The following is a 26,280-nucleotide window of genomic DNA, read 5'->3' on the forward strand; positions in this document are numbered from 1 at the left end:
CGCGGCGCGGAACCTTTTTTGGAGAAAAGCATGGCCGACGATATCACCGAGACCAGCCAGACTGTTGCCGCCGGCCAGCTGCGTGCCCTCATCGAGCGCATCGAGCGGCTCGAGGAAGAGAAGAAGACGATCGCCGACGACATCAAGGAAGTGTTCGCCGAGGCCAAGGGCACCGGCTTCGACACCAAGGCGATACGCACCATCATCCGGCTGCGCAAGAAGGACCAGGCCGAGCGCCAGGAAGAGGACGCCATCCTCGATCTGTACATGGCCGCGCTTGGAATGGAATAAGACCAGAGCAGTTCTCCGTTTCACGGAAACGGTGAACTGCTCTATCTCTTGTTGACGCAATTCCTGTGGGAAAATCGTTTCACACTTTTCCTGGAATTGCTTTGGCCGCCCGGTGCCCCATGCGGTTGCCGGAGATACGGTTTGAACCATGAGCGAATTCGACTTCGGCGGTCGCCGCGCCTCGGAATTCCGCCATCGCGGCTTCTGGACGCTGTTCGCGGAGCGGCATCCGGAAGAAAGAGCCCGGCTGGCGCGGCGCGGGCCCTGGTTCTGGCAGCGCGGGCTGCCCGACTTCGCCCTGGTCATTTCCATGTATGTCGCGCCGGCGCAGAACCATGTCGGCGTCTTCTTCGGCCGTAACGAGAAATTCGGCGCCACGCAAAGCTGGTCACGGCTGAAGCCGTTCCAGCTGGCGATCGAAGACAGGCTGAAGCTCAGGCCGGAACAAAGCTGCGAGGGCCTCGGCATCAATTCGATGTGGCGGGTCAACTGCTATGCCGAGGACAACTGGCCTGCCATGACCGACTGGCTGGTGACGGAATGCTCGCGCGTCGAGCGCGCCGTCATTGCGGTGGTCGGAAACGCCTGGTCGCAAGTCTGACGGCCTCGACTCGCCAAGCGACCCCTTCAGTTCGGCGGCGCGGTCTCTCTGCCGATGTCGTCCAAATGTTCCTGCAGGGCCAGACGATCAAGCGACCCCATTGGCAGATTGGTGAACACCGCGATGCGATTGCTCAGCATGCGATAGGCGTCGGCGAAAGCGAGATGCCGTTCGGCTTCCGTGCCGCTGGCCTTGGCGGGATCGGGCACCGCCCAAAGTGCCGTCATCGGATGGCCGGGCCAGATAGGGCAGCTCTTATTTGCGGCGTCATCGCAAACGGTGAAGACGAAACTCATCCGTGGCGCGTCGGCCCCGGAGAACTCGTCCCAGCTCTTCGAACGGGCAAAGGACGTGTCGTAGCTCAGGCTTTCCAGCAGTTGAAGCGCATAGGGGTTGACGCTGCCTTTCGGTCGCGCGCCGGCGGAATAGGCCTTGAACCGGGCGCCTCCGACCCGATTCAAGATGGCTTCACCCATGATCGAGCGGGCGGAGTTGGCGTTGCAAAGAAAGAGAACGTTGTAGGCATGATCGCTCATTCCGAACCCCTCCATATTTGCGCAAATGACAGAATGCGATACGGATCACAGGTCTGTGATCATACATGGTCCGGCGGCAGATTTCTGCGCCGTCCGAGCTGCTTTTTCTATACACGCTGAGTTAGCGAAGGCTCGACCGATGGACGATCTCGATGCGCCGGGCGCGGTGCCCGAAGGGGCCAAACGCAACGCCGGCTTCTTTCGCTCGCGTTGGCTTGGCGAGGTCCCGCTGGACCAACTGTTCGGGCACGACATGCTGCTGGTCGGCACGGCCCTCAATATAGCCTCTTCGTCGGTGGCCCTGATGCTGCTCGGGCTGAAGCTGCCGCTCTGGGCGGTGCTGGCGGTGCATTTTCTGCCGGTGCCCTACAACATCTTTCTCACCATCGCGGTGTGGCGGACGGCCGAGAAATCCGGCGGCGCCAAGGCTTCGCTGATGGTGCTGGGTTCGGCGCTTTGGCTGATCGCCACAGTTGTTGCCTGAAGCGCTCAGCCTGCGCATACGAAAAAAGGGCGGCCGAAGCCGCCCTTTGCCGAAAACCATAAGATGCCGATCAAGCGGCCGGCTCGAATTTCAGCGCCACGCCGTTGATGCAGTAGCGCAGGCCGGTCGGCGGCGGGCCGTCTTCGAAGACATGGCCGAGATGGCTGCCGCAGCGCGCGCAATGGCACTCGGTGCGGACCATGCCATAGCTGCGGTCGATGGTGTTCTCGACGGAGCCGGGCACGGGATCGTTGAAGCTCGGCCAGCCGGTGCCGCTCTCGAACTTCAGCTTGGATTCAAACAGCGGCTGGTCGCAGCCGACGCAGGAAAATGTACCGGCGCGCTTCTCGTAAAGCAGGGCGCAGCTTCCTGGCCGCTCGGTGCCGTGGCCGCGCATGACCGCATATTGCTCCGGCGTCAGCCGGGCGCGCCATTCGGCGTCGGTGCGGGTGACAGGGTAGGTGTGGGTGTCCATTTGATCTCCTCAGCCTTGCCGGCTCGTTGTTGATTGCAACCTCATATTCGCACCAACATAGGCATTTGTTACGCGATTTGCCCACATTTTCACTCGGCCTGTCATGCGATCGCCGCGAGATAGCGGGCAACCGAAGTGGCGAAAGAATTCTTCCCGCCGCCGATGATGTTCAGGTCCCACCATGCGCCGCGGATGTCGTCGAAGTCGAAGGGTTCCAGTGCTGCCGCGATGCGGCGCACGGCCGTCGCGTTGAGCGGTATCTGGTTCGGATAACTGTACATGAAGCTGACATGGCGGCGCGTCGGCGTCACCTGCACGGTGTCGCCGGTCAGCAGCGCGTTGCCGCCCTCGCGCCGCCAGTGCAGCACCTGGCTGCCGGCAAAATGGCCGCCGCAGCGGATAAGGGTCAGCGACGGGTTTATGGTCAACGTCTCGCCTTGCCAGCTGACGATCGAGGGATGCGGCCGCATGATCCATTGGCGGTCATCGGCATGGAGATAGATCGGCACGCCGCCAAACGCGTCACTCCATTTACCCATCGCCGAATAGAAATGGCAGTGCGAGATGGCGATGGCCGCCAAGCCGCCGCGGCGGTTGATCTCGGCCACAGCCTCGTCGCTCACCATCGGGATGCAGTCCCACAAAACGTTGCCGTGCGGCGTCTGCACCAGCTGCGCCCGCTGGCCGATGGCGAAACGCGGCTCGATGCCGAAGCCGAGCACGCCGGCATCGTCCCGCATCACCAGCCCATGCCCTATGGCAAGCTCCTGCGGCGTGGTCCAGGCCTGGCCTTCCCAGCGCACGAACTGCCGTTCGTCCTCGCAGACCGGGCAGTGTTGCGGCGGCGTCTCCGTCGCCGTGAACTGGACGCCGCATTGCAGGCAGAGGAAGCAGGTCATGGTGGCTCCGGAAATTGCTCAGTGCTTTCTAGAAAGCTGCTTCGTCGCGATTTCGAGCCCGGCCAGCGTCAGCGGGAACATGCGGCCGCCGAAAATGTCGCGGATCATGGCGATGGAGTGGGTGTAACCCCAGTTCTTTTCGCTCTCGGGATTGAGCCACACCGCATTCGGCCATTGCTGCAGCAGGCGGCCAAGCCAGACGGCGCCGGCCTCCGGATTCCAGTGTTCGACCGAGCCGCCGGGATGGGCGATCTCGTAAGGGCTCATCGAAGCATCGCCGACGACGATCACCTTGTAGTCAGGTCCATACTTATGGAGGAGATCGAAGGTCGGGATCACCTCGGCATGGCGGCGGCGATTGTCCTTCCATACGCCCTCGTAGAGGCAGTTGTGGAAATAGAAATATTCGAGCTGGCGGAATTCGGCTCGTGCCGCCGAAAACAGCTCCTCGACACTCTTGATGTGATCGTCCATCGAGCCGCCGACATCGAAGAACATCAAAAGCTTCACCGCGTTGCGCCGCTCGGGCCGTGTCTGGACGTCGAGATAGCCATGCTCGGCGGTGGCATGGATGGTGCCGGGCAGGTCAAATTCCTCCTCCGCGCCCTCGCGCACCCAGCGGCGCAGCCGTTTCAGGGCGATCTTGATGTTGCGGGTGCCGAGTTCGACGGCATCGTCGAAATTGCGGAACTCGCGCTTGTCCCACACTTTCACCGCACGGCGGTTGCGGCTTTCGTGCTGGCCAATGCGCACGCCTTCGGGATTGTAGCCATAAGCGCCGAAGGGCGAGGTGCCGCCGGTGCCGATCCATTTCGAGCCGCCCTGGTGGCGGCCTTTCTGTTCCTCGAGCCGCTGCTTCAAGGTCTCCATCAGCTTTTCGAAGCCGCCGAGCGCCTCGACCAGCTTTTTCTCTTCCTCTGTCAGGTGCTTTTCGGCAAGCCGGCGCAGCCACTCTTCCGGGATGTTGGCGACATCAATGGCATCCGGCCCGCCCAGCGCCTCGATGCCTTTGAAGACATGCGCGAACACCTGGTCGAAGCGGTCGATATGCCGCTCGTCCTTCACCATAGCGGCGCGGGCCAGATAGTAAAAACCCTCGACGTCATAGTCGACCAGCCCGGCTTCCAGCCCTTCCAGCAGCGACAGATATTCCCTGAGCGAGACGGGAACACGCGCGGCCTTCAGTTCGAGGAAGAAGGGGATGAACATGGTCGATTATCTATGGCCCTCGATCTTCTCTCGGGCGGCGCTTGCAATGAAAGCGGAACGTGTCAAGCCACGCCGACCGGCTTCCTCGTCGATCGCCGCCAGGAGACCGGCGTCGAGCGATAGATTGGCCCGGACGGGGCGGCCGGAGTCGATCAGCACCGGTATCATCACGGCGGATTCACCTGAGGCGCTGTCGATTTCACCCTGGTTGAGCAGCTCGGCAACTGTACTGGATCCAGGCAGAGGCAGATGTTTTGCCAAGCGTGCTTCGGCCCATTCGCGCACAGCGGACGTCGCATCGGCAATGGCCTCTTCGGGGCTTGCGCCGCCACCATGGCAGCCGGGAAGATCGGGCACCCGCACCCCCCAGACATCTCTCGCGCCATCTAGAATTCCGACATAATGCGTCATGCTGTCCGTCCTCAAATCCATCCAGCCAGTCGGGCGATCGACCGGGCCACCCCGGGAGATTGTTCACGATGCCGAGGCACGATGATTATCACCTCGGGTCGATCCGGATGCTCATACTTTTCATGCTTGCCGCCGCCGACACTTAGCCAACCGTCGCGCAAAAGCCTTGAGACGATCTTGCGCGTATTGGTCTCGATCAGTGGCATCCACACTCCTGATCATGCGCAATATATTGCGCAAAAGCTGCAATTTCAATCGTCAGCTTTCTTCACAGCAGGTCATACTCGATGAAGCCGGTGCGGCGCGCGACGTGGTCGTAGAGCTTGCGTGCGGTTGTGTTGGTCTCATGCGTCATCCAGTAGACGTTCTTGACGCCGATTTTTTCTGCCGCGTCCTGCACCGCTTTGATCAGCGCAGCACCAATGCCCTTGCCGCGCACATCGGGGTCGGCGAACAGGTCCTGCAGGTAGCAGTTGTTTTTCTCGGACCAGCCTGAGCGGTGGTAGAGGTAGTGCGTCAGGCCAACAGCCTTGCCGTCGAGCGTGGCAATAAAACCCTTGGGCTCGAACTCACCTGCCGTAAACAGCCGCTTCCAGGTGACATCATAGACCTCTTCCGACAGCTTGGTCTCGTAGAAGGTGAGATAGTCGGTCCACAGGCGCTTCCAGTCGGCGTGGTCGGACTGCGCGAGCGGGCGGACAATAATTTCAGACATTTCATCTCCTCCGAAGGTTCTGCGCCGAAGCTGCCTTCCTGGTCGGCCGGCAGCAACGGTCCACGGCCGGGGAAAGCGCTATTGCTGCCTGGCTATTGCTGCCTTCGCGCCATGAAGGCCAGCCGCTCGAACAGATGCACATCCTGTTCGTTCTTCAGCAGCGCGCCATGCAGCTTGGGCAGCGCATTCTTGGGGTCGGCGCGCAAATCCTCTGGTGCGATGTCGTCGGCGACCAGCAGGCGGATCCAGTCAAGCGCCTCGGAGGTCGACGGCTTCTTCTTCAGGCCTGGCACGTCGCGGATCTCGTAGAACTGGGTGAGCGCCGCCCGCACCAGGTTCTGCTTGATGCCGGGATAGTGGACGTCGACAATCCTGTGCAGCGTGTCGACATCGGGAAAGCGGATGTAGTGGAAGAAGCAGCGGCGCAGGAAGGCGTCCGGCAGTTCCTTCTCGTTGTTGGAGGTGATGATGACGATCGGGCGGACGGCAGCGCGGATGGTCTCACCGGTCTCGTAGACGAAGAACTCCATCCGATCGAGTTCCTGCAGCAGGTCGTTGGGGAATTCGATGTCGGCCTTGTCGATCTCGTCGATCAACAGCACGACCTTCTTGCCGGCCGCGAACGCCTCCCACAGCTTGCCGCGCTTGATGTAGTTCTTGATGTCGTTGAACCTGGCATCGCCGAGCTGGCTGTCGCGCAGCCGCGATACGGCGTCATACTCGTAAAGGCCTTGCTGCGCCCGCGTCGTCGATTTGACATGCCATTCGATGAGGTCGAGGCCAAGTGCTGCCGCCACCTGCCGGGCTAGCTCGGTCTTGCCGGTGCCGGGCTCGCCCTTGACCAGCAAAGGCCGCTCCAGCGCGATCGCCGCGTTGACCGCCACCATCAGATCCTTGTCGGCGACATAGGCCGCCGTGCCTTCGAAACGCATTTTTGCTCCTTGGTTCATTCCGGTGAGCGTAAGGACGCCGCCCGGCCTGTGCAAGGGTTCGACGCGGGTGGCGAATAAAGCCACCGAGACTGGCTGTCTGACTGGCGCTTGACCGATGAGCGGCCTATATTGGGGGGGACGGTCTGTGCTTCCCGGCAGGAGAACATTTTCCCCGGGGCCTTAACGATCCTTAGGGAGCTGTCCCTGGGAAGACCCGTGGGTTTTCTCACACGGCGCCCACCTACTTTGTAGGTTCCCGGGATCGCTCTCTCCACCGGTTGTGTGGATCGTCACTAATTGTATGCTTGTATGCGCCCACGCATTCCGGTGGATGATGGGGTAGAAGACGTCCCTCCTAAAACGCCATCCAGTTCTGACCTTTTCTATCATCCGCGCATGACATCTCCGAAGGATTTGAAAAAACAACTGCGCCGTGAGGCACTCGCCCGTCGCGATGCGCTCGATGAATTCTGGCGCGTGGAAATCGCGCTCGAAATGGCCGAGACGGCGCGTGATCACCTCGCGATCGAACCGGGCCAGATCGTCTCCGGCTTTTGGCCTATGCGCTCGGAAGTCGACGTCAGGCCGCTGATGTTCGCCTTGCGCGAGCAGGGCGCGCGGCTCTGCCTGCCGGCGATCCTCGACAAGACCACCATCGTCTTTCGCGAACTGGTGCGCGGCGCGCCGATGGTCGAGATGGGGTTCGGCACCGTCGGGCCGCATGAAGGGGCCGAAGTGCTCGATCCCGCGGTGATGCTGGTGCCACTCGCCGCGTTCGATGCGCGTGGCCACCGCATTGGCTACGGCGCTGGCTATTATGACCGCGCCATCGCCAAACTGATCGACAAGGGGCTGCCGCCACGGCTGGTCGGCATAGCCTTCGACTGCCAGGAGGTGGCGCTGGTGCCGGATGAGAACCACGATGTCATCATCCCGGAAATACTCACCGAGAGTGGGTTGCGCCGCTTCGCCATCGCTTAAAGATCGCGATCTGCTTAACGCGTTTCCAAGATACGCCGGATAGTATTCCCATAATACAGTCCGGGCCGATGGCGACCATGGTTTTTGTTTTTGCACGCTTCCTGCTGATGCCGTTCGTCCTGATCGCGGTGACGCTGCTGGCGATGGCATTGCATATCATCGGAACCTCTCTGCATCACCAGACCGCCTGGCAGCAGGCGGTCGCCACCGTAACCTCCGTCAGTCCCAACAGTGAAAAGCGGGAAAGCGGCATCACCACGGATGGCATCGATGTCGCCGTCACCTATGTGGCCAACGACGCGCCGATGAGCTGGTCCGGCAAGGGAAAGATCATCGGCCTCTACAAGGCAGCCGTCGGCGACAAGGTCGAATTTTATTACGACCCCGCCGATCCATCGAAGCTCGACACCGCGGCGATGAAGGGCTGGCGCGGTGGGCTGCTGCTGGTTGCCGTTACCGGCGGTTTCACCATCTTCTACATCTGGTTCTTCTGGTTGCGCGGGCGGAAGCCGCCGTCGACGTCGCCCATGATGCCATCGTCCGTTGGCGTTGCGGGCGCGAGCGCAAAGCCGCCTCAACAGCAGCGTGGCACTTTCGGCCGGCGTTAGGGCCAGTCGCGGTATCGCTTGCCTATCGTCCGTGCCTCTGGATAGAAGTGGATATGAGACTTCTTTTCCTCGGCGACATGGTTGGCAAGACGGGACGCACGGCAGTGTGGGAGCAATTGCCTGGGCTGATCTCGGATTTCAAACTCGATTTCGTCATCGTCAATGGCGAAAATGCTGCTGGCGGCTTCGGCATCACCGAAGAGATCTTTCGCGAGACCATCGCGGCCGGCGCCGATGTTGTCACGACCGGCAACCATGTCTGGGACCAGCGCGACGCGCTCGCCTTCGCGCCGCGCGAGGAACGCTTCCTGCGTCCCTCCAACTTTCCCAAGGGCACGCCGGGGCGCGGCTCCGGCGTCTATATCGCCAGAAGCGGTGCGCGCGTGCTGGTCGCCAACATCATGGGCCGGGTGTTCATGCATCCCGAGCTCGACGATCCGTTCCAGGCCGGCGAGCGCGAGCTTGCCGCCTGTCCGCTCGGCGAGCAGGCCGATGCGGTGGTGATCGACTTCCACGCCGAGGCGACCTCGGAAAAGATGTGCTTCGCGCATTTCGTCGATGGCCGCGCCAGCCTGGTCGTCGGCACCCACACCCATCAGCCGACTGCCGACCACCAGATCCTCAATGGCGGCACGGGCTATCTGTCCGATGCCGGCATGTGCGGCGACTACGATTCCTCGCTCGGCATGGACAAGGAGGAACCGCTCAACCGGTTCCTGTCGAAAGTGCCCAAGGGGCGTTTCGAGGCTGCGACCGGCCCGGCGACCTTGTGCGGGGTCGGCGTCGATATTTCCGACCGCACCGGGCTGACCGAGAAGATCGCGCCGTTTCGTCGCGGGCCGCGATTGGAAGAAACGGCTCCGTCCTTCTGGTCATGACATTGATATAGGGGTTCGCAGTACCTAATTGCCGGCGACACTGCTCTAGATCGTAGGGGACGACCTCCATGCAGCTTATCGAATTTCTGGCGCCGCATTTTCAATTTGTTTCTGATCCAACGGCCTGGGTCGCGTTGCTGACGCTGGTGGTGCTCGAGATTGTACTCGGCATCGACAATCTGATCTTCATCTCGATCCTGACCAACAAGCTGCCGGAAGCGCAGCGGGCCCGCGCCCGCCGGCTCGGCATTTCGGCGGCGCTGGTCATGCGGCTGGTGCTGCTGGCCACCATCTCGATCATCGTCCAGCTGACGACGCCGGTCTTCACCGCCTTCGGCCACGGCTTCTCCTGGCGCGACCTGATTCTGATCGCCGGCGGCCTGTTCCTGGTGTGGAAGGCGACAAAGGAAATCCATCACACGGTCGATCCCGACGACCATCAGGACACGATGCTGGGCGCAACGCTGCAGATCAGCCTCGCCGGCGCGATCTTCCAGATCCTGCTTCTCGACCTCGTCTTCTCGATCGATTCGATCATCACCGCCGTCGGCATGACCGACGAGATCGCCATCATGTACATCGCCGTGATCGTGGCCGTCACCGTGATGATGCTGGCGGCAGGGCCGCTGGCCAACTTCATCGCCAAGAACCCGAGCATCGTCATGCTGGCGCTGGGCTTCCTGCTGATGATCGGCATGACGTTGATCGCCGACGGCATGGGTTACCATGTGCCTAAGGGCTCCATTTATGCGGCGATGGGTTTCTCGGCCCTGGTCGAGGGGCTCAACATGCTGGCGCGGCGGCGCAAGAAGGCGAAAGCCGGCGATGGGCATTGAGACCGGCATGCTGGGGCATCTAGCGCCCCGGCACGCCCTTCGGGTGGCGGTCGCCGATCAGGCCTAGTGTCAGGCCCTGTTCCAGCCAGGCCTTGGCGCCGGCCAGCACCAGCGTGAAGCCACCGGTCGAGCCGATCGCCTCTTTCACCTGTTCGTCGCCCGTGCCGGAAAAGCCGAAGTTGCGGACCTCGAGAAAGGTCGTCTCATCAGGCATTTCGGCGAAGGTCCAGACCACCGTTGTCGGCGGATCGCTCCATTGCATGACGATCTTTTCATTCCTGACGATCTCGCTCACACGGACTGTCGTCGAGGCGCCATACATGCGCCACTCCCAACGGACTTCGTTGCTGCTGTCCAGCCGGCCGCTGCCATGGGTGAACCAGAATTTGGTCGTGATGGCCGGATCGACAATGGCTTCGAACACCTCGGCGACAGGACGACGGATCAGCATGCCGGTTTCGGCGGTTGGGGTTTCGCGGATCTCCATGGCAACCTCCTTCGAAAATTTTGCGGCGTCTAGGCCAGGTTGACCTGCCAGGAGACGCCAAACCTGTCGTTGAGCCAGGCGAAACGGCGGCTGAAGCCGTAATTGTCAGGCGGCATCAGAAACCCGCCATCCTTCGCCAGCGTCTCGACGATACGGTCCAGTTCCTCCGAGGAGGAACAGTCGACATAGAACGAGACCGACGGCGTGAAGGTGAAGGCGTGGTGCACCGGGCTGTTGAAGATCATGACGTCCAGGCCGGCGATGGACGCCCGTGCCAGCTTCAGTGTGCCTTCCGGGCCATCCTCGCCGACGCCATAGCGGGTGATGTCAAGGACGCTGCTGCCGGGAATGGTCTCGCAATAAAGGGCCATTGCCTCTTCGGCCTTGCCCTCGAACATCAGGAATGGCGTTGCTTTCGTCATCGCGGGCCTCCGTTTTTTCCTTGCTCAAACATTGGTCTCGTTGGCGGGTTCGCCCTTCAATTCGCTGCGGTAATAGCCGTCGCGCAGATTGATGCCGTATTCGACATAGGCCTTCATGCAGGCCAGCATCTGCGACCAGCCCTCGCAGTTGAGGTAGGATTTCTTCAGACCGGCCGCGCCTTCCTGCCAGCCGCTTTCGGCGATGGTGACGAAGGTGCCGCCATCGTCCAGCGGTTCGAAATTCATCTCGATGCGGGTCTTGTAGGCCGGCTTGCCGTCGGAGTCGGTGGCGTCCCAGCGCAGCACGATGCGGCTGTCCTTGACCACTTCATCGACCTCGACCGGTACCTTGCCCCACCAGACGACGCCCATGCCGGTTTGCAGCGGCGCGCTGGCGCCGCCGATGGTGGTGAAATAGCCGCTCAGCTTCTTCGGATTGACGACAGCGTCGAAGACTTCGGCGACCGGTTTGCCGATGCGGCCAGAAACGCGGAATCCGAGAGACATATCCACAGCTCCTCTGCTTGATTGGCTCGACGATATGTTATAGAAACATAACATGTCAAGCCGATCCCAGGACGACAATGTTTTCAAGGCGCTGGCGCATCCACGACGGCGCGAAATGCTGGACCGGTTGAAGGACGAGCCAAAGACCACCGGCATGCTGTGCGACGCCTTTCCCGACATCGACCGCTGCACCGTCATGCTGCACCTGAAGGTGCTGGAGGAGGCGGAACTGATCGTTGCGCGCCGCGACGGGCGGGAACGCTGGAACCACCTCAATGCGCTGCCGATCAAGCAGATCCATGACCGCTGGATCAGCCAATATGCCGGCCATGCGCTCAGCATCATCGACCAGCTGAAGTCGGATCTCGAGGCGTGAGCGCTTGCAGTCGTCCTTGTGGTTGCCCGCAGCACGGCGCGGCTGGACGAATTGAGCCGATTTATCTATAAGCCGGCCATTCCGACAGAGAACGCCGTGCTTCCACGGGTTGCACCTGGGACGCTCTGAATTTTGAATTCGAGCATTTTTGCAAAGGCGAGGTGATCCACCTGGCTGCAGGATGCTCTAGCCGAGAACACGACAGGGGTGCCATGGCTGGCCATTCACAGTTCAAGAACATCATGCACCGCAAGGGCCGTCAGGACGCGGTGCGGTCGAAAATGTTTTCCAAGCTGGCGCGCGAAATCACCGTCGCCGCCAAGAGCGGCACGCCCGACCCATCGATGAACCCACGCCTGCGGCTGGCGATCCAGAACGCCAAGGCCGTGTCGATGCCGAAGGACAACATCCAGCGCGCCGTCAACAAGGCCTCGATGGGCGATGCCGAGAACTACGAAGCCGTGCGCTATGAAGGCTATGGCCCGGGCGGCGTCGCCGTCATCGTCGAGGCGCTGACCGACAACCGCAACCGCTCGGCGTCGAATGTGCGCGCTGCCTTCACCAAGGCCGGCGGAGCGATGGGCGAAACCGGCTCGGTGTCCTTCATGTGGGACCGTGTCGGCGAAATCTATTATCCGGCATCGGCCGGCAGCGCCGACAAGGTCATGGACGCGGTGATCGAAGCCGGCGCCGATGATGTCGAAACCGACGAGGAAGGCCACACGATCTATTGCGCTTTCGAGAATCTCGGCGAGGTGTCGAAGGCGCTGGAAGCCGCGCTCGGCGAAGCTGAATCGGTGAAGCTGATCTGGAAGCCGCAGAACAATGTTCCGGTCGATGAAGAACGGGCGCAGTCGCTGATGAAGCTGGTCGCCACGCTCGAGGACGACGATGACGTGCAAAGCGTCTACGCCAACTTCGAGGTCGACGACGAGACACTGGCCAAGCTCAGCGCGGCGTAAGTTTCTGACCGTCACACGGAAGTGTGTAGGCGAACGCCATAGCCAAGGACTCCCCACCCAACTTATAGCTCATCGAGTTATCGACGGGAGGGGAGATGACTGGCGACAGGATTGAAGTTGCCACTGATATGGCTTGGCCTCGCCGCGGTGGCTTATGGCGTCGGTTCCTCGCTTTGGTCATCGACTACCTTGTCGTGATGATACCCCTCTATTTTCTGGTTGCTGGCCTGTTCCTAGTGGCCGGCGGTGGGGTGAAAGATCACTTCTTAGAAGTATGCAGGTCGGGCAAGGTGCACGGCGGTCTGCTGCCCGAACGTTGGCAAGTGTGCAAATCGTATAACTTCGACGTTCCAGTTGCCGATTGCGCGGCCGGAAAGGCGAAGATGGCCCAATTTGCAAAGTCCGAGACGGTTTCAATCAAAGTTGGTTCGAAGGAGACGTTTCGACTTACGGCATTGGATCAGGGTTTCCTCCAGTTACCCGCTCTGGCGATCTATCTTCTTGTCATGGAGATGTTCTTTGGCCAATCAGTCGGCAAGCGGGCTTTGGTGCTCGTCGTGTATGACAGGGATAAGTGGCAAAGAAGGGGCTTGCCCTTGCAAAAGGCGTTTCGTCGACAGCTGATCAAGTTTCTCGGCGCTTTCCCCCTCGTACTGACAGGAGCCTGGTCTGCCTTTCAGACCTGGGGGAGCGTTCCGGCACCTGCGCCGAGCTATTCCTGGCTGGCAATCGTTACTACCTTTGCTTTGATCTGGCCGCTCTGGATCGGAATATCGATAGCGTTGGGCCATGAGCCGATCCATGATCGGATCGTCGGCACAACCGTCCGTACCCGCGAGACACATGAATGAGCCTTTTTGAGAAACCTCGGATTGTCATCACCTATTGCACGCAGTGCCGGTGGCTGCTGCGCGCCGGCTGGATGGCGCAGGAGCTGCTCTCCACCTTTGGCACCGATCTCGGCGAAGTGACGCTGGTGCCCGGCACCGGCGGCATCTTCACCATCTCCTGCAATGAGACGCTGGTCTGGGACCGCAAGCGCGACGGCGGCTTTCCGGACGCGGCAAAGCTGAAGCAGCTGGTGCGCGACGTCATCGATCCGGATCGCGATCTCGGCCATGCCGACCGCAAGGGTCACACGTCGAAGGGTGACACACAAAAAGACCCCGCCTGAGCGGAGTCTTTGCGTCTCGTCGACCGCTTTGCTTTGACGCAATTCCAGACGGAAAACCGCTCATACTTTTCCTGGAACTGCTTAGAGCAATGCGAAGATAAAGCAGGCCATCGCCACAATGGCGCTGACGGTGCGGACGTGGTTCCACATCACCCATTGGCTCAGATGGTTCGCCCACACGGCGGCGCCATTGCTGCTGGCCGGGTCGACGGCGGCAAGCGCATCGTTGAGCGGCACGTTGAAGACCATGGTCACGATCGGGTTGCCGACGAAATAGATCACGGCGCCAGCGAGCAGCCAATGGGTGCCCGACTGGCTCCAGCCCAAGAGAGCGGCGGCGATCAGCACGAGGCAGATGAGGCCGGTGCCGAAAAGCGCCGTCATGAAAGTCGGCGTGATCACCGTGATGTTGATCGAATTCATCGCGGCGATGCCTTGCGGGACGGGCAGTCGGGCAAGTGCTGCCATGACGAAGTTGGAAAAGGCGAAGAACACGCCGCCGACGACGCCCGAGCCGATTGCGGCGATGATGGTGAGGGCGGGAACAAGCTTGATCATCTCAGTGACTCCAGATTCGGCTAGCGGCGGTTTCGGTTGCGTAGGCGGAAAAGTCCTTCGGTGCACGGCCGAGCACGCGTTGGACGCCGTCGGTGAGCGACTCGTTGCGGCCGTCGAGCACCTGGGTGAACAGCTCCTCGAGCAGCCAGACGATCTCGGGTGGCAGTTCATGCGACGCGACAGAGGCCGTGAACTCGTCATGCGAAATTCTGACAAAGCGGATGTCGCGTCCTGCCGCCCTGGCGATCTCGGCGACCGCATCAGTGAAGCTCAACAGCCGCGGCCCCGTGAGCTCATAGAGCTGGCCGACATGACCGGGCTGGGTCAGCACAGCTTCGGCGACGTCAGCGATGTCGTCGACATCGACAAAGGGTTCGCCGACCGGTCCGACCGGCAGTGCGACCTCGCCCGCCAGCAGCGGCTCGACGAGAAAGCCTTCGCTGAAATTCTGCGAGAACCATGCGCAACGCAGGATCGTCCAGTCGGCCCCGGAAGCCCTCAGCATCTCTTCGGCGCGCTGCGCCTCGTGCTCGCCGCGGCCCGACAAAAGCACCAGCCGGCGAACGCCATGCCGCACGGCAAGGCGGGCGAAGGCGCCGATCACTTCGGCGGCGCCCGGCACGGCGATGTCGGGATAGTAGCTGATGTAGACCGCGCTGACGCCCTCGAGCGCGGGAGCCCAGCTTGCGGGCGCTTCCCAGTCGAAACGAGTCTCGGCGGAACGGGAACCGATGCGTACCGGAATGCCGCGCGCCGTCAGCCGCTCGGCGAGACGGCGGCCGGTCTTGCCGGTGCCGCCGAGGATCAGGATTGGTCTGGTGTCGGTCATGGTGGTTTTCCTCTGTTGTAAAACATGAGTAATCCTCACATTTGCAAAACGTGATAAACCCTCGTATTTTGCAAGTCAAGCCATTTCCTCGGCCATTGTGCCGAATGCGTTGTTGGGAGACAGTCCATGGAAGGCACGCCGGCCAATGAGCAGATCGCTTCGCCACGGCGGGCGCCGAGCCAGCAGCGCAGCCGCGAGCGGGTGGAGCGCATGCTGGCCGCAGCCTCGGCACTGATCGCCGAGCAAGGCAGCGACGCCATGCGCATGGGAGAGGTCGCGGATCGGGCAGGGGTATCGATCGGGTCGCTCTACCAGTTCTTCCCCGACAAGCGGGCGATCATCTGGGCGCTGGCCGAGCGCTACACGGCCGAAAGCCAGGCCTGTATCTCGGCGGCACTTGCCGATGTCAGTGATGTGGAAGGGCTGAACCAGGCGTTTTCAGAGCTGGTCGATATTTACTACGGGCTGTTCCTGGCCGAGCCGGTGATGCGCGACATCTGGTCGGGCACGCAGGCCGACAAGGCGCTGCGCCAACTCGAACTCGCCGACAGCCGGGCCAATGCTGAATTCCTCGTGGCGGTGCTGAAGCGCTTGCGTCCCGGCGCCGATCCCGTCGCCCTGGAGACTGCGGCGTTTCTCGTCTGGCAAATGGGCGAGGCTGTCATGCGGCTGGCGATCTCGGTCGAGCGGGAGGAGGGCGACAGGCTGGTCGCCGCCTACAAGCGCATGGCGCTGAGGGAACTGGCCGGAGACTAAATGGCGCCGCGCCTGTTCATTTTCCTCCCTCCGGCAAAGACGTGGCCAACAAGGATATGGCTGGCAAGGATTTAACCGGCATCGCACCGCCTGGCGGCTGGTGCTCAAGCCGCCAGGCCTTCGGGCTCAGGCCGGTGATGCGCAGGAACTCGCGGTTGAAGTTCGATTTGCTGAGGAAACCGGCGTCGAACATGATGCGGGTGATCGGTTCGTCCGTCGTCGCCAGCAGGCGGCGCGCCTCGTCGATCCTCTGGTTGTTGACATATTGCGACACGCTCGACCCGTGGATGCGATTGATCGCCGACGACACTTGCCGTGCCGGCAGGCCGAGCCGCCTGGCGATGCGCCCAAGGTTGAGATCAACGTCCTTGTAGAGCTCCTTCGATCGCATCAGCGCGTCGACCGCCGCCGCGATCGCGGAGTCTTCGCTGGTTGCCTGTGGTGCGATCTGCTCCTGAGTCCCATCCTCTTCTTCCTCGTCTTCGTCCGGAGCGGCGGTCTCGCTGGCGACCGCGGCAGCGCCGCCGAGCAGCAACAGCGCCAGGACATTGCCGCCGGCAATGACCGCGCCGGAATGAGCGCCGCCGCTCCACTGCATGTCCAGGCTGATGAAGATGTCGGTGATGGGCGACGCGAGGATCGCCAGCGCCGTCACCCACAGCGATCGGTAGGACCGCAAGACGCCGTCGAGGCGCGATTCGACAAGGATATCCGGGCCGGCCAGGGCAAGCCAAAGAAGCGCCAGTCCATACGACAGGAACACCAGGATGATCACCGGGCCGACCGGCTCGCGCCAGAAGATCAGAAACAGGGCGACCAGGCAGGCCGGTAGTAGATGCGGCCACAGCCGTGCCAGGCGATGCTCTGACCGTTCCTTCGTCAGGCCGCTGAAGGCGATCCAGGCAAGCGGCGCGATCAGCGCCGCCAGGACCGACAGGATCGGCATGACGATCCTGGCATCATAACCCCAGCGGATGCCGATCAGCACCGACTGCAAGGCGTAGACCGTCATCAGCAGCATGAAAGAGATGTTCTCGCGCAGGTCGGCCTCGTTTGCGCGGATCATCTGCATGAGCAGGATGACGAGCAGCAGGGAGACGACGAACGGCAGGGGAATGAAGATCATGATCGCAGGCGTGGTTCCAAGGCTGGCAGCGACCGACAATGACCCGGATTGCGTTCACGGTCGTCCCGGATCGCGATCGAGGTCGCGGAAAACGACGTCCCGGGTCATTCCGACAACGCCACGGTCCAGCGGGGACCGCCACACATGATCGGAGATATCAATGAAATCCGCAATTCTTGGCCTACTGTCATTCGGCAGCGTTGTGCTCGCCTCGCCGGCAAGCGGCGATGCCGGCAAGACACTCGATCTCGCCGGCGTGAGCGCCGTCGTCATATCCGGCGAAGCCAGTTCCGTCAGGCTGACCACTTCGGCCTCAGCCCCTTACCAGGCGACGATCGGCAGCAGCCGCGAAGCGCGCTGGTATTCGAGCTGGTTCGCCAATGACTGCAGCCTCGCCAGTGACGTGAAGCTGGAGGCCTCGACATTGCGCATCGTCGTTGCGCCTTCCTCCTGGCTGGATCCTTCGGACTGCAGGGTCGAGATCAACGCCAACATTCAGCCGGAAAGTTCGGTGTCGATCGACCAGGCGGCGCTAAAGGCCAGCATGGCGGGGAATTTCTCCACCATCGCCATTTCAAGCAAGGCGGCCGATGTTTCACTGGACGGGCATGCCTCGACCGTCGAGCTCAAGGGCGACGCGCTGAAAGCCAATCTCGCCTTTGGCAGCGTCCGGCAGGACGAAAACATCGCCATCACCGGCAAGGCGCTGGATGCCACGCTGTCTTTCGGAAAGGGGGCCGCGATCAGCTATTCGGTCACCGCCACGGCCTCCTTCGTCGACAGCACGCTTGCCAGCACCGCTGGTGCCAAGCCTTCGGTCGTCATCAAGGGCGACTTTGTTCGTGCCACCATTCGTTGAACAAAAAACCCGCCTCGAAGGCGGGTTTTTGATCTGCGGCAGTGTCGAAATGGCTTAGAGGCCGAAACCTTCGAAACGCTTCTTGAACTTCGACAGACGGCCGCCGCGGTCGAGCAGGGTCTGCTGGCCGCCGGTCCAGGCCGGGTGCGTCGTCGGGTCGATATCGAGGTTCATCGTATCGCCTTCCTTGCCCCAGGTCGAACGGGTCATGTATTCGGTGCCGTCGGTCATGACGACCTTGATGGTGTGATAATCGGGATGGATAGCGCTCTTCATGGCTCGGTTCCTGGCTTGCCGGCGCGGCTGACGGGCATAAGCCTGCGTCGATGCGCCTCTTTTTAAAACTCGAAGCCGCAGCTATTGAGGAGCCACGGCTTCTAAAACGGTCGGCGAGCCTATACATCAGGCGGAATTGAATCACAAGGCCGCGGCAAGCGCATATTGAAGCGCATAAAACTTAAGCGGCTAGAGGAAACATCGAGATGGCGCAATCAAGCAGCGCAGACGAGCGCCGACGCTCGCTCAAGCCGCTCAGGCGCCTGTTCCCCTATCTCACTGGATATCGCACGCTGGTCGTCGGCGCCCTCATCTCGCTGGCCATCGCGGCGACAACGACATTGGCGCTGCCGCTGGCCGTGCGGCGCATGATCGACCATGGTTTCTCGTCGTCCAGCACCACCTTCATCGCCGAGTACTTTGCCGCACTGGTGGCGATGGCCGCCATGCTGGCGGCGGCATCGGCCTGCCGCTACTATTTTGTCATTACGCTCGGCGAACGCGTCGTCGCCGATATCCGACGCGATGTCTTTGCCCATGTGACGACGCTGTCGCCGTCCTTCTTCGACACCGCCCAGTCGGGCGAGATCGTCTCGCGGCTTGCCGCCGACACCACGCAGGTCAAATCGGCGGTCGGCGCCACCGCCTCGGTGGCGCTGCGCAACGTCATCCTTGGCCTTGGCGCGGTCGGCATGATGGTCATCACCAGCCCGAAACTGTCCGGCCTGGTCATAGCAGCCATTCCCGTCATCGTGCTGCCGCTGGTTGCCTTCGGCCGCTCGGTGCGCCGCAAGTCAAGGCAGGCGCAGGACACGCTTGCCGAGGCGACGGCCTATGCCAGCGAGCAGATCGGCGCCGTGCGCACGCTGCAGGCCTTCACCAATGAGAAGCTGGTCACAGGGCGGTTTTCGGGTGCGGTGGAAGCCGCCTTCGAGGCGGCGCGTGCCTCGATCTTCGCGCGCTCCTTCCTCACCTTCTTTGCCATTTTCACCATTTTCTCGTCTGTCGTGGCGGTGCTGTGGTTCGGCTCGCGCGACGTGCTCGACGGCACGATATCGCCGGGCACACTCGGCCAGTTCCTGCTCTATTCGGTGTTCGCCGCCGGCGCGCTCGGCGCGCTGTCGGAAGTCTGGGGCGAGCTTGCGCAGGCGGCGGGTGCGGCCGAGCGGCTGACCGAGATCCTGGCCGAGAAGCCGGCGATCCAGGCGCCGGCTGATCCGAAGCCGCTGCCGGCGGTCGCCAAGGGCGCGATCGTCTTCGACGACGTCTCCTTCTCCTATCCGGCGCGGCCTGACCGCGCCGCCGTCCACGGCCTGAGTTTCCAGGTCATGCCCGGCGAGACGGTCGCCATCGTCGGCCCCTCGGGGGCCGGCAAGAGCACGGTCTTTTCGCTGATCCTGCGCTTCTACGATCCCGAGACCGGCAAGGTCCTGATCGACGGCGTCGACGTGCGCGAAGCCGATCCGGTTTCGGTCCGCGAGCGCATCGCCATCGTACCGCAGGATGTCACCATCTTCGCGGCGAGCGCGCGCGACAATATCGGCTTCGGCCGGCCGGGCGCAGGCAATACCGAGATCGAGGCGGCAGCCAAGGACGCGCTGGCCGATGAATTCATCCTCAAGCTCGAGAACGGCTACGACAGCCAGGTCGGCGAGCGCGGCGTGACGCTGTCCGGCGGCCAGCGCCAGCGTGTGGCGATCGCCCGCGCCATCCTGCGCGACTCGCCGATCCTGCTGCTCGACGAAGCCACCTCGGCGCTCGACGCCGAAAGCGAGACGCTGGTGCAGACGGCGCTGGAACGGCTGATGCAGGGCCGCACCACCATCGTCATCGCCCACCGGCTGGCGACGGTGCTGAAGGCGGACCGAATCCTGGTCATGGATGGCGGCCGCATCGTCGAGGAAGGCACGCATCAGAGCCTGGTCGCCAAGGGCGGCATCTATGCCAGGCTGGCCAAGCTGCAGTTCGAGACCGGCGCCAGCGCTTTCAGAGGCGCGGCGGAATAATCACGGACCAGCGCGATTTCCGGACGAAAACCGTTTCACCCTGGAATTGCTTGGAGGGCTCAGTTCGCCTCAGGTTCGGCATAACCGAAATTGTAACTCCAGGAGGAATTGTCGCTCATCTTCCTGCGTGACCTCAGATACAAACCGATATCCTTGGCTGGAACCCGGTCGCCGATCGTCTTGAGAAACCAGTCGACCTGAAATTCGCTCGGCGTGCTCGACCAGCGCGCCTTGAAGGCGACATAGGGCGTGATCACGTCGTCGGACTTTTCGGGGCCCACAAAAGCCGCCTTCAGGTTCCTGACGATGCACTGATGACGCTTGAACATCGGGCTGCCGAGCCAGATCGGGCCGGCCCGGCCAACCATGTCCGGCTCCGGCAGATTGCTGATGCCGACATCCGCCTTCAACGGGAAGTTCTTGACAAGATCATCGGCATCGAGATCCTCGGCGGGCAGCGCGTAGGATTCGACCGTGGTGACGACATTGCCGTCACGGTCGTCCTTTGTCGACAACGGCACCAGGCTGATCATCCCCGGATATTGCCGGTTGTAATATTGGAGATAGTCGTCGGCGAGCTTGGTGGCCGATTGCGAAACCAGCCTGTAGCGCATTGAGTCGGCGTCCGCGTCCCGGTAGGTCGTGCTGACCGTCAGCTTGAGCGCCTCGCCTTTGAGTTTGGGAAAATCGAAGGCTTCGCTGACGAAGGTGGTCGGCTGGAAAAGCTCCTTGCGCTCCATCCGTTCCATCCGCGCGCTGCCGGCGACAACCGGCAAGGCAAAGCCATAGTCGGGCGGAACAAGGTTTTCGGCCCGGCCACCCTGCAGGTAATTGGTCGCATCGATCCAGTAGGTCTGGCTTTTGATCGATGCCTTGACGATGACGTGGTCGAAGGCGCGGATCGTCGGCAGCATGTCGCCAAGCGCCAGTCCGTCGTCGAGATCGGTCAGGGCAGGCTCAGCCTCAACGCCAAGCCGGCGCAGGCTGGAGGCAAGAAGCAGGGCCTTGTCCTTGCAGTCGCCGAAGCCCGAGGCGATCACGGTGCTGGGGCTGCGGGGAATATAGGAGCCGCGGCCCATCGACAGGCTGACATAGCGGATGGTGTCCTGGACCAGCCGCATCGCCTCGATCATGCGGTCTTCCGGCTTGGCGTATCTGGCGGCGATGTCATCGAGCTTCGAAGCGAAAGCGGCCGGCAATTCCTGGTCGAGCCGGTAGTAGGGCAACATCGCATCGACGACATCCTGCCATTTGGCTGTCGAGGAGATCTGGACCGTCGGATAGGTCAGGAAATCCGCCGGCAGGTTCTCCTCGGGCTTGACCGGGGCAGGGTTGATGCTTTGCCAGGTATAGGTTTTCAACGCCCCGTCGGTTTTGACATCCGGCTGGATGTCGGTGCGCACCTGGCGGATGTTCAAGGGTTGGTTTGCCGGCCAGATGACCTTCTCGCGGATGAGCGCTATCGGTTCGCCCCAAGCCATGGCGACCGAGTGGAAGAACAGATCCGCGCCGACGATCGGTGTCCTGACGGTGGTCTTGCCATAGTCGATGATGTCGCCGACACGGACATCGTCGACATTCACATAAGCCGTGAGCCAGCCGTCGAACAGGCCCTTCTCGGCATCCTTCTCGCGCCGGAACACATCGAAGGTGGCTCCGGGCAGCCGGTCGATGACGACGCCGTCGCGGATGATGTTCAGCCAGTTCATCGTGACCTGCGACGTCGCCGGGTCGAACTCGAAATTTATGGCGGCGCCGCGCTCGAGTCCGGTGCGGTCGACGATCCTGTAGGCATAGCGGTCGAATACCTCGATGCCACCAGGATGCTGCCGGATCTGATATTCCGAGACAAGATTGGAGATGCCGTTCTTGATCCGGCTGTCGAAGCGCGGGTCCGCCTTCGGAAGTTCGATCCGGTCGATCCAGCTGCCAGGGCTGCCCTTGTGGATTTCGGCGTCGGCCAAGGCCGGGACGCAAAAAACCGTAAAGGCAATCAAGACGAAAAGCCGCGTGATCGCAGAAGATGTCACCGGAAAGCACCCGCCCTCATGATCCGCACGTCTTGCAATGTGCCGTCTAATGCCACCAGTGATAGAAAAGTAGAGGCGATCCTGCAAGATCGCCACCAGGCGATGGCGCCTCATCGCCTTGTTGTTCGCCGGCTGTTGCCGCTTGTCACCGAAATCGGGATGGCACGATGGCCGATCTCATCCGCCGTAGCGCTGCTTCAGGTGATTGACGAAATACACGGCGTTGAGCTTTTCGCCGGTGGCGCGTTCGAGCAATTCCGGCGTCGACCAGCGCGATCCCTGCGACCATATCTTCTTGCGGCGCCAGTCGTTGATGGCGGTGAAATTCCCTTTCGCCAGATCGTCGTCGGCGGAGGGATGCTCGCGCGTCAGAGCGGCCCATTGCTGCGCTGCCATCATCGCGCCCAGCGTATACGATGGGAAGTAGCCGAAGGCGGCGCCCGGCCAATGCACGTCCTGCATCGGCCCGTCGGCCGGGTTGTCCAATGTGGAGAGGCCGAGATAGTCGCGCATCTTGGCGTCCCAGGCTTCGGGAAGATCAGCCACCTCCAGCCTGCCCGCGACCAGCTCCTGCTCCAACTCGTAGCGCAGGATGACATGCAGGGGATAGGTCACCTCGTCGGCGTCGACGCGGATCAGGCCGCGCTCGACGCGATGCACATGCGGCAGGAGGTCGTCGAGCGACCAGGCCTCGCCAAGATGCCTTTCCAGCACCGGCAGCGCCCAGCGCCAGAAGGCGGGATTGCGGCCGACCTGCTTTTCGACGAACAGGCTCTGGCTTTCATGGACGGCCATGCCGCGCGCCTTGCCGAGCGGCCAGTGCGACCAGGCCTTCGGCAGGTTCTGCTCGTAGAGCGCGTGGCCGGTCTCGTGCAGCACGCCCATCAGCGCCGACAGGAAATCCGATGTCTTGTAGCGGGTGGTGATGCGCACGTCGCTGGGCACGCCGCCGCAGAAGGGATGGTGCGACACCGACAGTGAGCCGTGCGTCAGGTCGAAACCGGCCGCCGCCATCATGGCAAGGCCAAGTTCGCGCTGCTTGTCGATCGCATAGGTGCCCGAAAGCGGCTTCAGCGGATGCTTGCGCAGCCGCGCTTCCTGGATCGCCAGCGCCTCCGGCACGAATCCCTTGAGGAAGGCTTTCAGCTCCGCGAAGACGGGGGTGATGTCCGCCGTACGGTTGCCGGGGTCGAATTGCTCCATCAGCGCATCGTAGGGGGCGAGGCCGAGCACGGCGGAGCGCAGAGCTGCCTCTTCGCGCACCAGCGCCACCACGCCCTCGAGCGCCGGCTGGAAGCCTGCCCAATCGTTCTTGGCGCGCAGGTCGCGCCACAGCTGCTCGCAGCGCATGCGCGCCGTCGTCTGGCGTTCGACGAACTCGACCGGCAGGCAGGTCAGGTTGGTGTATTGCCGCCGCAGTTCGCCGAGAGCCGCGCGTTGCTCGTCGTCGAGCTCCTCGCCTTCGGCGGCGGTGATCCAGTCGGCGATTTCCGGTGCGGTTGCCCTGGTGTGGTACATGCCGGCCAGTGCCGCCATCGCCTCGGCACGCTTCTCGCCGCCGCCGACGGCCATGTGCGTCGCCTCATCGGCGCCGAGAATGGCCAGCGCGTGCTCAAGCGCTTCGAGCTTGTGGCCGAGGTCGTCGAGTTTCTGAAAGGACATGGCGGCTTCCGTGATTGAGGACGGCGCGAAAAGACACCAACGCAAAAGCGTTGGCAACCCTCAGAGCAGTTCACCGTTTCACGGAAACGGCAACCTGCTCTGACTCTTTGTTTTGACGCAAATTCCCAAGGGAAACCGCTTCAGACTTTTCCTGGAATTGCTCTGGATACCGCCCGGCAGATGCACCTTGCGCAGGCGATGCCACACATGAAATGCTGCGGCAACGCATGAAGGGGGAGCAAATGATCGGCAACATCCTGGTCGGGCTGGTGGCCTTGATCCATGTCTACATCGTCTATCTCGAGATGGTGCTGTGGGACACGCCGCGCGGGCACAAGACATTCCGCCTGACGCCGGAATTCGCCAATGCCTCGAAGGTGCTGGCCGCCAATCAGGGCCTCTATAACGGATTTCTCGCCGCCGGCCTGATCTGGGGGCTTTATCTCGGCGCCGCCGGTTTTCAGGTCAAAGTTTTCTTCCTGTTGTGCGTGGCGATTGCCGGCCTCTACGGCGCGGCAACGGTCGGCCGCAAAATCCTGTTCATCCAGACCGTGCCGGCGGTGGTCGCCCTGATCGCGGTCTGGCTTGGTTGGTAGGCAAGCGGGACAGGCGAGGAAAAAGGACGCCCGCGGGATTGGGGTCTCGAAGGCGTCAGATGGTCCCTTCCTCTTGGGCCCTTAGAGGCTTCAGCCGTTCGGATAGTTTCCGCCGTCGGAGCCGTCGCCCATCTGGAAACCGCTGCCAGTATAGATCATCAAGCGCTGGTCGACACGGTCGAGATGGCTCAGCAGGTCATGATACTGCGCGGCCGGTATCCTGCCGTGATCCGACGCGGCAATCTTCTCGGCCGCCTGGCGGATCTGGTCGGTGCGCAGTTCCAGGTGTGCCGCCACGGCCGGGGTGATGCTGTTGGCCTGCCGTGCGTCGACGATGCCCTGGCGGACGCCTTGAGCCTGTTCAATGAGGGCTTCGACACGCGGACCCGTCAAATCGGTCGGGTTGGTGGCATCGAGAACGCCCTTGTGATGGCCCGCGGCATAGGCGCCGGCGAGCGGAATGGCGATGAAGAATGCGGTCAGTGCTGCAGTTCTGAGCGTGGGGTTAAAAGAGCGCATCGTCGCGTCTCCTCCTGAAGAGAAAGGCAGCGGTTCTTACGTCTGCCTTCCTGCCGTGGGTCGTCCAGTTCCGTCGCGTCGCGATGGGAGGCATCGCCGGCGGTTCTCGGCCCTGCGCAGCAAGCTAGGAGCGCTTCGGCGTGAAGTGTAATTAAAAAAAGATAATCTTTTCAGGCCTTGCCCGCTCCGGCCTGCGCCCTAGAGTTGAGCCGGCGAACAAATTCGCGTGAGTTCGCGTGATGAGAAATCAACGTTCGGTGAGCTTCAGTTCAATGCGGCGGTTCTTGTTGCGCGCCTCGTCGGTGTCGGCGGGATCGAGCGGCTGGAACTCGCCGAAGCCGGCGGCGACCAGCCGGTTGGCCGGCACGCCGTTCTCGATCAGGAACTTGACCACCGAGGTCGAACGCGCCGTCGACAGCTCCCAATTGTCGCGATAGCGGCCGGTGCCGGAGAGCGGCTTGTTGTCGGTGTGGCCGTCGACGCGCAGCACCCAGTTGATCTCTGGCGGGATTTCCTTCTGCAGTTCGATGATGGCGTCGGCGAGCTTCTTCATTTCGACCTTGCCGGCATCGTTGATCACCTCGGAGCCGGTCGGGAACAGCACTTCCGACTGGAAGACGAAGCGGTCGCCGACGATGCGGATGTTCTCGCGGTCGGCGAGGATCTCGCGCAGGCGCCCGAAGAAGTCGGAGCGGTAGCGGTTCAATTCCTGCACGCGCTGCGCCAGGGCGACGTTCAGGCGGCGGCCGAGATCGGCGATTTTGGTGTTGGAATCGCGGTCGCGGGTCTCGGACACGTTGAGCGCATCCTCGAGCGCGCCGATCTGCTTGCGCAGTGCCGCGATCTGCTGGTTGAGAATCTCGACCTGGCTCAGCGCCTGCTGGCTGATCTGGCGCTGGTTGTCGAGTTCGCCGCCCAACACCGCGGCCCGCTGGTTGGCGGCATCGCCGGCGCCGGCACCTTGCGCCAGCAACTGTTCGAGCCGGCTCTTCTCGGCCTCGGCCGCCGATAGCGACGCCTGCAGATTGGCGAGCGAATCGTCCTTGTCCTGTGCCGTCGAGCGCTCCAGTGCCAGCAGCTGGGTCAGTTCGTTGATTTGCGAGTTGAGCCGGTTGAGAACGGTGTCCTTGCCGGAGATTTCACGGCCGAGCAGAAACTGCGCCAGAACGAAGACGGTGAGCAGGAACATGATGGCGAGCAGCAGCGTCGACAGCGCGTCGACAAAGCCCGGCCAGTAGTCGATGCGGCGATCGGTGCGCCGGCCCCTGGCAAGCGCCAT

The 26,280-nt window shown here is 62.3% G+C and carries 34 protein-coding genes and 1 other RNA gene; 16 read left to right on the forward strand and 19 right to left on the reverse strand.

The window, feature by feature from the left end:
* Positions 1 to 30 precede the first annotated feature (30 nt).
* Positions 31 to 291: a DUF2312 domain-containing protein gene (locus AC04SF_RS20340; RefSeq protein WP_027053014.1), complete on the forward strand. Its 261-nt coding sequence runs from the start codon at positions 31 to 33 to the stop codon at positions 289 to 291.
* 148 nt (positions 292 to 439) lie between these two features.
* On the forward strand, positions 440 to 892 hold the full coding sequence (locus tag AC04SF_RS20345; RefSeq protein ID WP_488479268.1) for a hypothetical protein: 453 nt from the start codon (positions 440 to 442) through the stop codon (positions 890 to 892).
* Positions 893 to 918: 26 nt separating this feature from the next.
* Here AC04SF_RS20345 and AC04SF_RS20350 read toward each other — a convergent pair whose 3' ends face one another.
* A complete protein-coding gene (locus tag AC04SF_RS20350; protein WP_488479269.1) occupies positions 919 to 1,428 on the reverse strand; it encodes an arsenate reductase ArsC in 510 nt (169 codons plus the stop codon).
* Between the two features lie 139 nt (positions 1,429 to 1,567).
* Here AC04SF_RS20350 and AC04SF_RS20355 point away from each other — a divergent pair, with 139 nt between their 5' ends.
* Positions 1,568 to 1,912, forward strand: coding sequence for a hypothetical protein (locus AC04SF_RS20355; RefSeq protein ID WP_488479270.1), 345 nt, complete (start codon positions 1,568 to 1,570; stop codon positions 1,910 to 1,912).
* Positions 1,913 to 1,982: 70 nt separating this feature from the next.
* On the opposite strand, the gene msrB is transcribed toward AC04SF_RS20355, so the two are convergent.
* From msrB to AC04SF_RS20390, 7 genes are all read right to left on the reverse strand, one after another.
* Positions 1,983 to 2,387 (reverse strand): peptide-methionine (R)-S-oxide reductase MsrB, encoded by a 405-nt coding sequence (gene msrB, locus AC04SF_RS20360; RefSeq protein ID WP_013892492.1) that lies wholly within the window; start codon positions 2,385 to 2,387, stop codon positions 1,983 to 1,985.
* A gap of 101 nt (positions 2,388 to 2,488) precedes the next feature.
* Positions 2,489 to 3,286 (reverse strand): MBL fold metallo-hydrolase, encoded by a 798-nt coding sequence (locus AC04SF_RS20365; RefSeq protein ID WP_488479271.1) that lies wholly within the window; start codon positions 3,284 to 3,286, stop codon positions 2,489 to 2,491.
* Between the two features lie 18 nt (positions 3,287 to 3,304).
* Positions 3,305 to 4,495, reverse strand: a complete 1,191-nt coding sequence (locus AC04SF_RS20370; RefSeq protein ID WP_488479272.1) for a vWA domain-containing protein — start codon at positions 4,493 to 4,495, stop codon at positions 3,305 to 3,307.
* A 6-nt stretch (positions 4,496 to 4,501) separates the two neighbouring features.
* Positions 4,502 to 4,906 carry a type II toxin-antitoxin system HicB family antitoxin gene (locus AC04SF_RS20375; RefSeq protein ID WP_096451286.1) on the reverse strand — a complete coding sequence of 135 codons (405 nt, stop codon included), beginning with the start codon at positions 4,904 to 4,906 and terminating at the stop codon, positions 4,502 to 4,504.
* 11 nt (positions 4,907 to 4,917) lie between these two features.
* Positions 4,918 to 5,112, reverse strand: a complete 195-nt coding sequence (locus AC04SF_RS20380) for a type II toxin-antitoxin system HicA family toxin (RefSeq protein ID WP_096451284.1) — start codon at positions 5,110 to 5,112, stop codon at positions 4,918 to 4,920.
* A 62-nt stretch (positions 5,113 to 5,174) separates the two neighbouring features.
* On the reverse strand, positions 5,175 to 5,621 hold the full coding sequence (locus tag AC04SF_RS20385) for a GNAT family N-acetyltransferase (protein ID WP_488479273.1): 447 nt from the start codon (positions 5,619 to 5,621) through the stop codon (positions 5,175 to 5,177).
* A 92-nt stretch (positions 5,622 to 5,713) separates the two neighbouring features.
* Positions 5,714 to 6,553, reverse strand: coding sequence for an AAA family ATPase (locus tag AC04SF_RS20390; RefSeq protein ID WP_096451280.1), 840 nt, complete (start codon positions 6,551 to 6,553; stop codon positions 5,714 to 5,716).
* A 137-nt stretch (positions 6,554 to 6,690) separates the two neighbouring features.
* Here AC04SF_RS20390 and ssrS point away from each other — a divergent pair.
* The 5 genes from ssrS to AC04SF_RS20415 all read left to right on the forward strand — a co-directional run bounded on the left by ssrS (position 6,691) and on the right by AC04SF_RS20415 (position 9,856).
* A non-coding RNA gene (gene ssrS / locus AC04SF_RS20395) (6S RNA) lies at positions 6,691 to 6,846 on the forward strand.
* Positions 6,847 to 6,949: 103 nt separating this feature from the next.
* Entirely contained in the window at positions 6,950 to 7,534 is a 585-nt protein-coding gene (locus AC04SF_RS20400) for a 5-formyltetrahydrofolate cyclo-ligase (protein WP_202352364.1), read from the forward strand.
* A 77-nt stretch (positions 7,535 to 7,611) separates the two neighbouring features.
* On the forward strand, positions 7,612 to 8,142 hold the full coding sequence (locus AC04SF_RS20405) for a DUF3592 domain-containing protein (protein ID WP_488479274.1): 531 nt from the start codon (positions 7,612 to 7,614) through the stop codon (positions 8,140 to 8,142).
* Positions 8,143 to 8,195: 53 nt separating this feature from the next.
* The gene (locus tag AC04SF_RS20410; RefSeq protein WP_096451278.1) at positions 8,196 to 9,020 is read left to right on the forward strand and encodes a TIGR00282 family metallophosphoesterase; all 825 of its coding nucleotides are present in this window, start codon (positions 8,196 to 8,198) and stop codon (positions 9,018 to 9,020) included.
* Between the two features lie 68 nt (positions 9,021 to 9,088).
* Complete coding sequence (locus AC04SF_RS20415; RefSeq protein WP_488479275.1) at positions 9,089 to 9,856, forward strand: TerC family protein; 768 nt, start codon at positions 9,089 to 9,091, stop codon at positions 9,854 to 9,856.
* Positions 9,857 to 9,875: 19 nt separating this feature from the next.
* On the opposite strand, the gene AC04SF_RS20420 is transcribed toward AC04SF_RS20415, so the two are convergent.
* From AC04SF_RS20420 to AC04SF_RS20430, 3 genes are read right to left on the reverse strand one after another with little or no spacing between them, the layout of a single operon-like run.
* A complete protein-coding gene (locus AC04SF_RS20420; protein WP_488479276.1) occupies positions 9,876 to 10,343 on the reverse strand; it encodes an SRPBCC family protein in 468 nt (155 codons plus the stop codon).
* Positions 10,344 to 10,372: 29 nt separating this feature from the next.
* The gene (locus AC04SF_RS20425; RefSeq protein WP_488479277.1) at positions 10,373 to 10,765 is read right to left on the reverse strand and encodes a VOC family protein; all 393 of its coding nucleotides are present in this window, start codon (positions 10,763 to 10,765) and stop codon (positions 10,373 to 10,375) included.
* A 24-nt stretch (positions 10,766 to 10,789) separates the two neighbouring features.
* The gene (locus AC04SF_RS20430; RefSeq protein WP_488479278.1) at positions 10,790 to 11,272 is read right to left on the reverse strand and encodes an SRPBCC domain-containing protein; all 483 of its coding nucleotides are present in this window, start codon (positions 11,270 to 11,272) and stop codon (positions 10,790 to 10,792) included.
* 52 nt (positions 11,273 to 11,324) lie between these two features.
* On the opposite strand from AC04SF_RS20430, the gene AC04SF_RS20435 reads away from it, so the two are divergent.
* The 4 genes from AC04SF_RS20435 to AC04SF_RS20450 all read left to right on the forward strand — a co-directional run bounded on the left by AC04SF_RS20435 (position 11,325) and on the right by AC04SF_RS20450 (position 13,784).
* The gene (locus AC04SF_RS20435) at positions 11,325 to 11,648 is read left to right on the forward strand and encodes an ArsR/SmtB family transcription factor (protein ID WP_096451268.1); all 324 of its coding nucleotides are present in this window, start codon (positions 11,325 to 11,327) and stop codon (positions 11,646 to 11,648) included.
* 212 nt (positions 11,649 to 11,860) lie between these two features.
* Complete coding sequence (locus AC04SF_RS20440) at positions 11,861 to 12,610, forward strand: YebC/PmpR family DNA-binding transcriptional regulator (protein ID WP_488479279.1); 750 nt, start codon at positions 11,861 to 11,863, stop codon at positions 12,608 to 12,610.
* 95 nt (positions 12,611 to 12,705) lie between these two features.
* The gene (locus tag AC04SF_RS20445) at positions 12,706 to 13,461 is read left to right on the forward strand and encodes an RDD family protein (RefSeq protein WP_488479280.1); all 756 of its coding nucleotides are present in this window, start codon (positions 12,706 to 12,708) and stop codon (positions 13,459 to 13,461) included.
* Positions 13,458 to 13,784: an Rdx family protein gene (locus tag AC04SF_RS20450; RefSeq protein WP_488479281.1), complete on the forward strand. Its 327-nt coding sequence runs from the start codon at positions 13,458 to 13,460 to the stop codon at positions 13,782 to 13,784. The genes AC04SF_RS20445 and AC04SF_RS20450 overlap by 4 nt, the downstream gene beginning before the upstream one ends.
* Positions 13,785 to 13,865: 81 nt before the next feature.
* On the opposite strand, the gene AC04SF_RS20455 is transcribed toward AC04SF_RS20450, so the two are convergent.
* Both AC04SF_RS20455 and AC04SF_RS20460 read right to left on the reverse strand, forming a co-directional pair.
* Positions 13,866 to 14,342 carry an anthrone oxygenase family protein gene (locus tag AC04SF_RS20455; protein ID WP_488479282.1) on the reverse strand — a complete coding sequence of 159 codons (477 nt, stop codon included), beginning with the start codon at positions 14,340 to 14,342 and terminating at the stop codon, positions 13,866 to 13,868.
* 1 nt (position 14,343) lies between these two features.
* The gene (locus AC04SF_RS20460; RefSeq protein ID WP_488479283.1) at positions 14,344 to 15,171 is read right to left on the reverse strand and encodes an NAD(P)H-binding protein; all 828 of its coding nucleotides are present in this window, start codon (positions 15,169 to 15,171) and stop codon (positions 14,344 to 14,346) included.
* 126 nt (positions 15,172 to 15,297) lie between these two features.
* Here AC04SF_RS20460 and AC04SF_RS20465 point away from each other — a divergent pair, with 126 nt between their 5' ends.
* Positions 15,298 to 15,927, forward strand: coding sequence for a TetR/AcrR family transcriptional regulator (locus AC04SF_RS20465; protein ID WP_488479284.1), 630 nt, complete (start codon positions 15,298 to 15,300; stop codon positions 15,925 to 15,927).
* 16 nt (positions 15,928 to 15,943) lie between these two features.
* On the opposite strand, the gene AC04SF_RS20470 is transcribed toward AC04SF_RS20465, so the two are convergent.
* On the reverse strand, positions 15,944 to 17,053 hold the full coding sequence (locus AC04SF_RS20470) for a helix-turn-helix domain-containing protein (protein WP_488479285.1): 1,110 nt from the start codon (positions 17,051 to 17,053) through the stop codon (positions 15,944 to 15,946).
* Between the two features lie 160 nt (positions 17,054 to 17,213).
* On the opposite strand from AC04SF_RS20470, the gene AC04SF_RS20475 reads away from it, so the two are divergent.
* Entirely contained in the window at positions 17,214 to 17,912 is a 699-nt protein-coding gene (locus AC04SF_RS20475) for a hypothetical protein (RefSeq protein ID WP_488479286.1), read from the forward strand.
* Positions 17,913 to 17,966: 54 nt separating this feature from the next.
* Here the strand turns inward: AC04SF_RS20475 and rpmE are convergent, their stop codons facing one another.
* Positions 17,967 to 18,188, reverse strand: a complete 222-nt coding sequence (gene rpmE, locus AC04SF_RS20480) for a 50S ribosomal protein L31 (RefSeq protein ID WP_096451251.1) — start codon at positions 18,186 to 18,188, stop codon at positions 17,967 to 17,969.
* Positions 18,189 to 18,394: 206 nt separating this feature from the next.
* Here rpmE and AC04SF_RS20485 point away from each other — a divergent pair, with 206 nt between their 5' ends.
* Positions 18,395 to 20,194 (forward strand): ABC transporter transmembrane domain-containing protein, encoded by a 1,800-nt coding sequence (locus tag AC04SF_RS20485; protein ID WP_488479287.1) that lies wholly within the window; start codon positions 18,395 to 18,397, stop codon positions 20,192 to 20,194.
* Between the two features lie 59 nt (positions 20,195 to 20,253).
* Here the strand turns inward: AC04SF_RS20485 and AC04SF_RS20490 are convergent, their stop codons facing one another.
* Positions 20,254 to 22,158, reverse strand: a complete 1,905-nt coding sequence (locus AC04SF_RS20490; RefSeq protein WP_488479288.1) for a DUF3857 domain-containing protein — start codon at positions 22,156 to 22,158, stop codon at positions 20,254 to 20,256.
* Between the two features lie 243 nt (positions 22,159 to 22,401).
* Entirely contained in the window at positions 22,402 to 23,886 is a 1,485-nt protein-coding gene (locus AC04SF_RS20495; RefSeq protein ID WP_488479289.1) for a carboxypeptidase M32, read from the reverse strand.
* 242 nt (positions 23,887 to 24,128) lie between these two features.
* Between AC04SF_RS20495 and AC04SF_RS20500 the strand changes: the two genes are divergently transcribed.
* Positions 24,129 to 24,482, forward strand: a complete 354-nt coding sequence (locus AC04SF_RS20500) for a DUF1304 domain-containing protein (protein ID WP_096451243.1) — start codon at positions 24,129 to 24,131, stop codon at positions 24,480 to 24,482.
* Between the two features lie 90 nt (positions 24,483 to 24,572).
* Here AC04SF_RS20500 and AC04SF_RS20505 read toward each other — a convergent pair whose 3' ends face one another.
* Both AC04SF_RS20505 and AC04SF_RS20510 read right to left on the reverse strand, forming a co-directional pair.
* Positions 24,573 to 25,001 (reverse strand): hypothetical protein, encoded by a 429-nt coding sequence (locus AC04SF_RS20505; RefSeq protein ID WP_488479290.1) that lies wholly within the window; start codon positions 24,999 to 25,001, stop codon positions 24,573 to 24,575.
* Between the two features lie 247 nt (positions 25,002 to 25,248).
* Positions 25,249 to 26,280, reverse strand: a complete 1,032-nt coding sequence (locus AC04SF_RS20510) for a peptidoglycan -binding protein (protein ID WP_095201131.1) — start codon at positions 26,278 to 26,280, stop codon at positions 25,249 to 25,251.

The organism is Mesorhizobium sp. CNPSo 4671, from assembly GCF_057784245.1.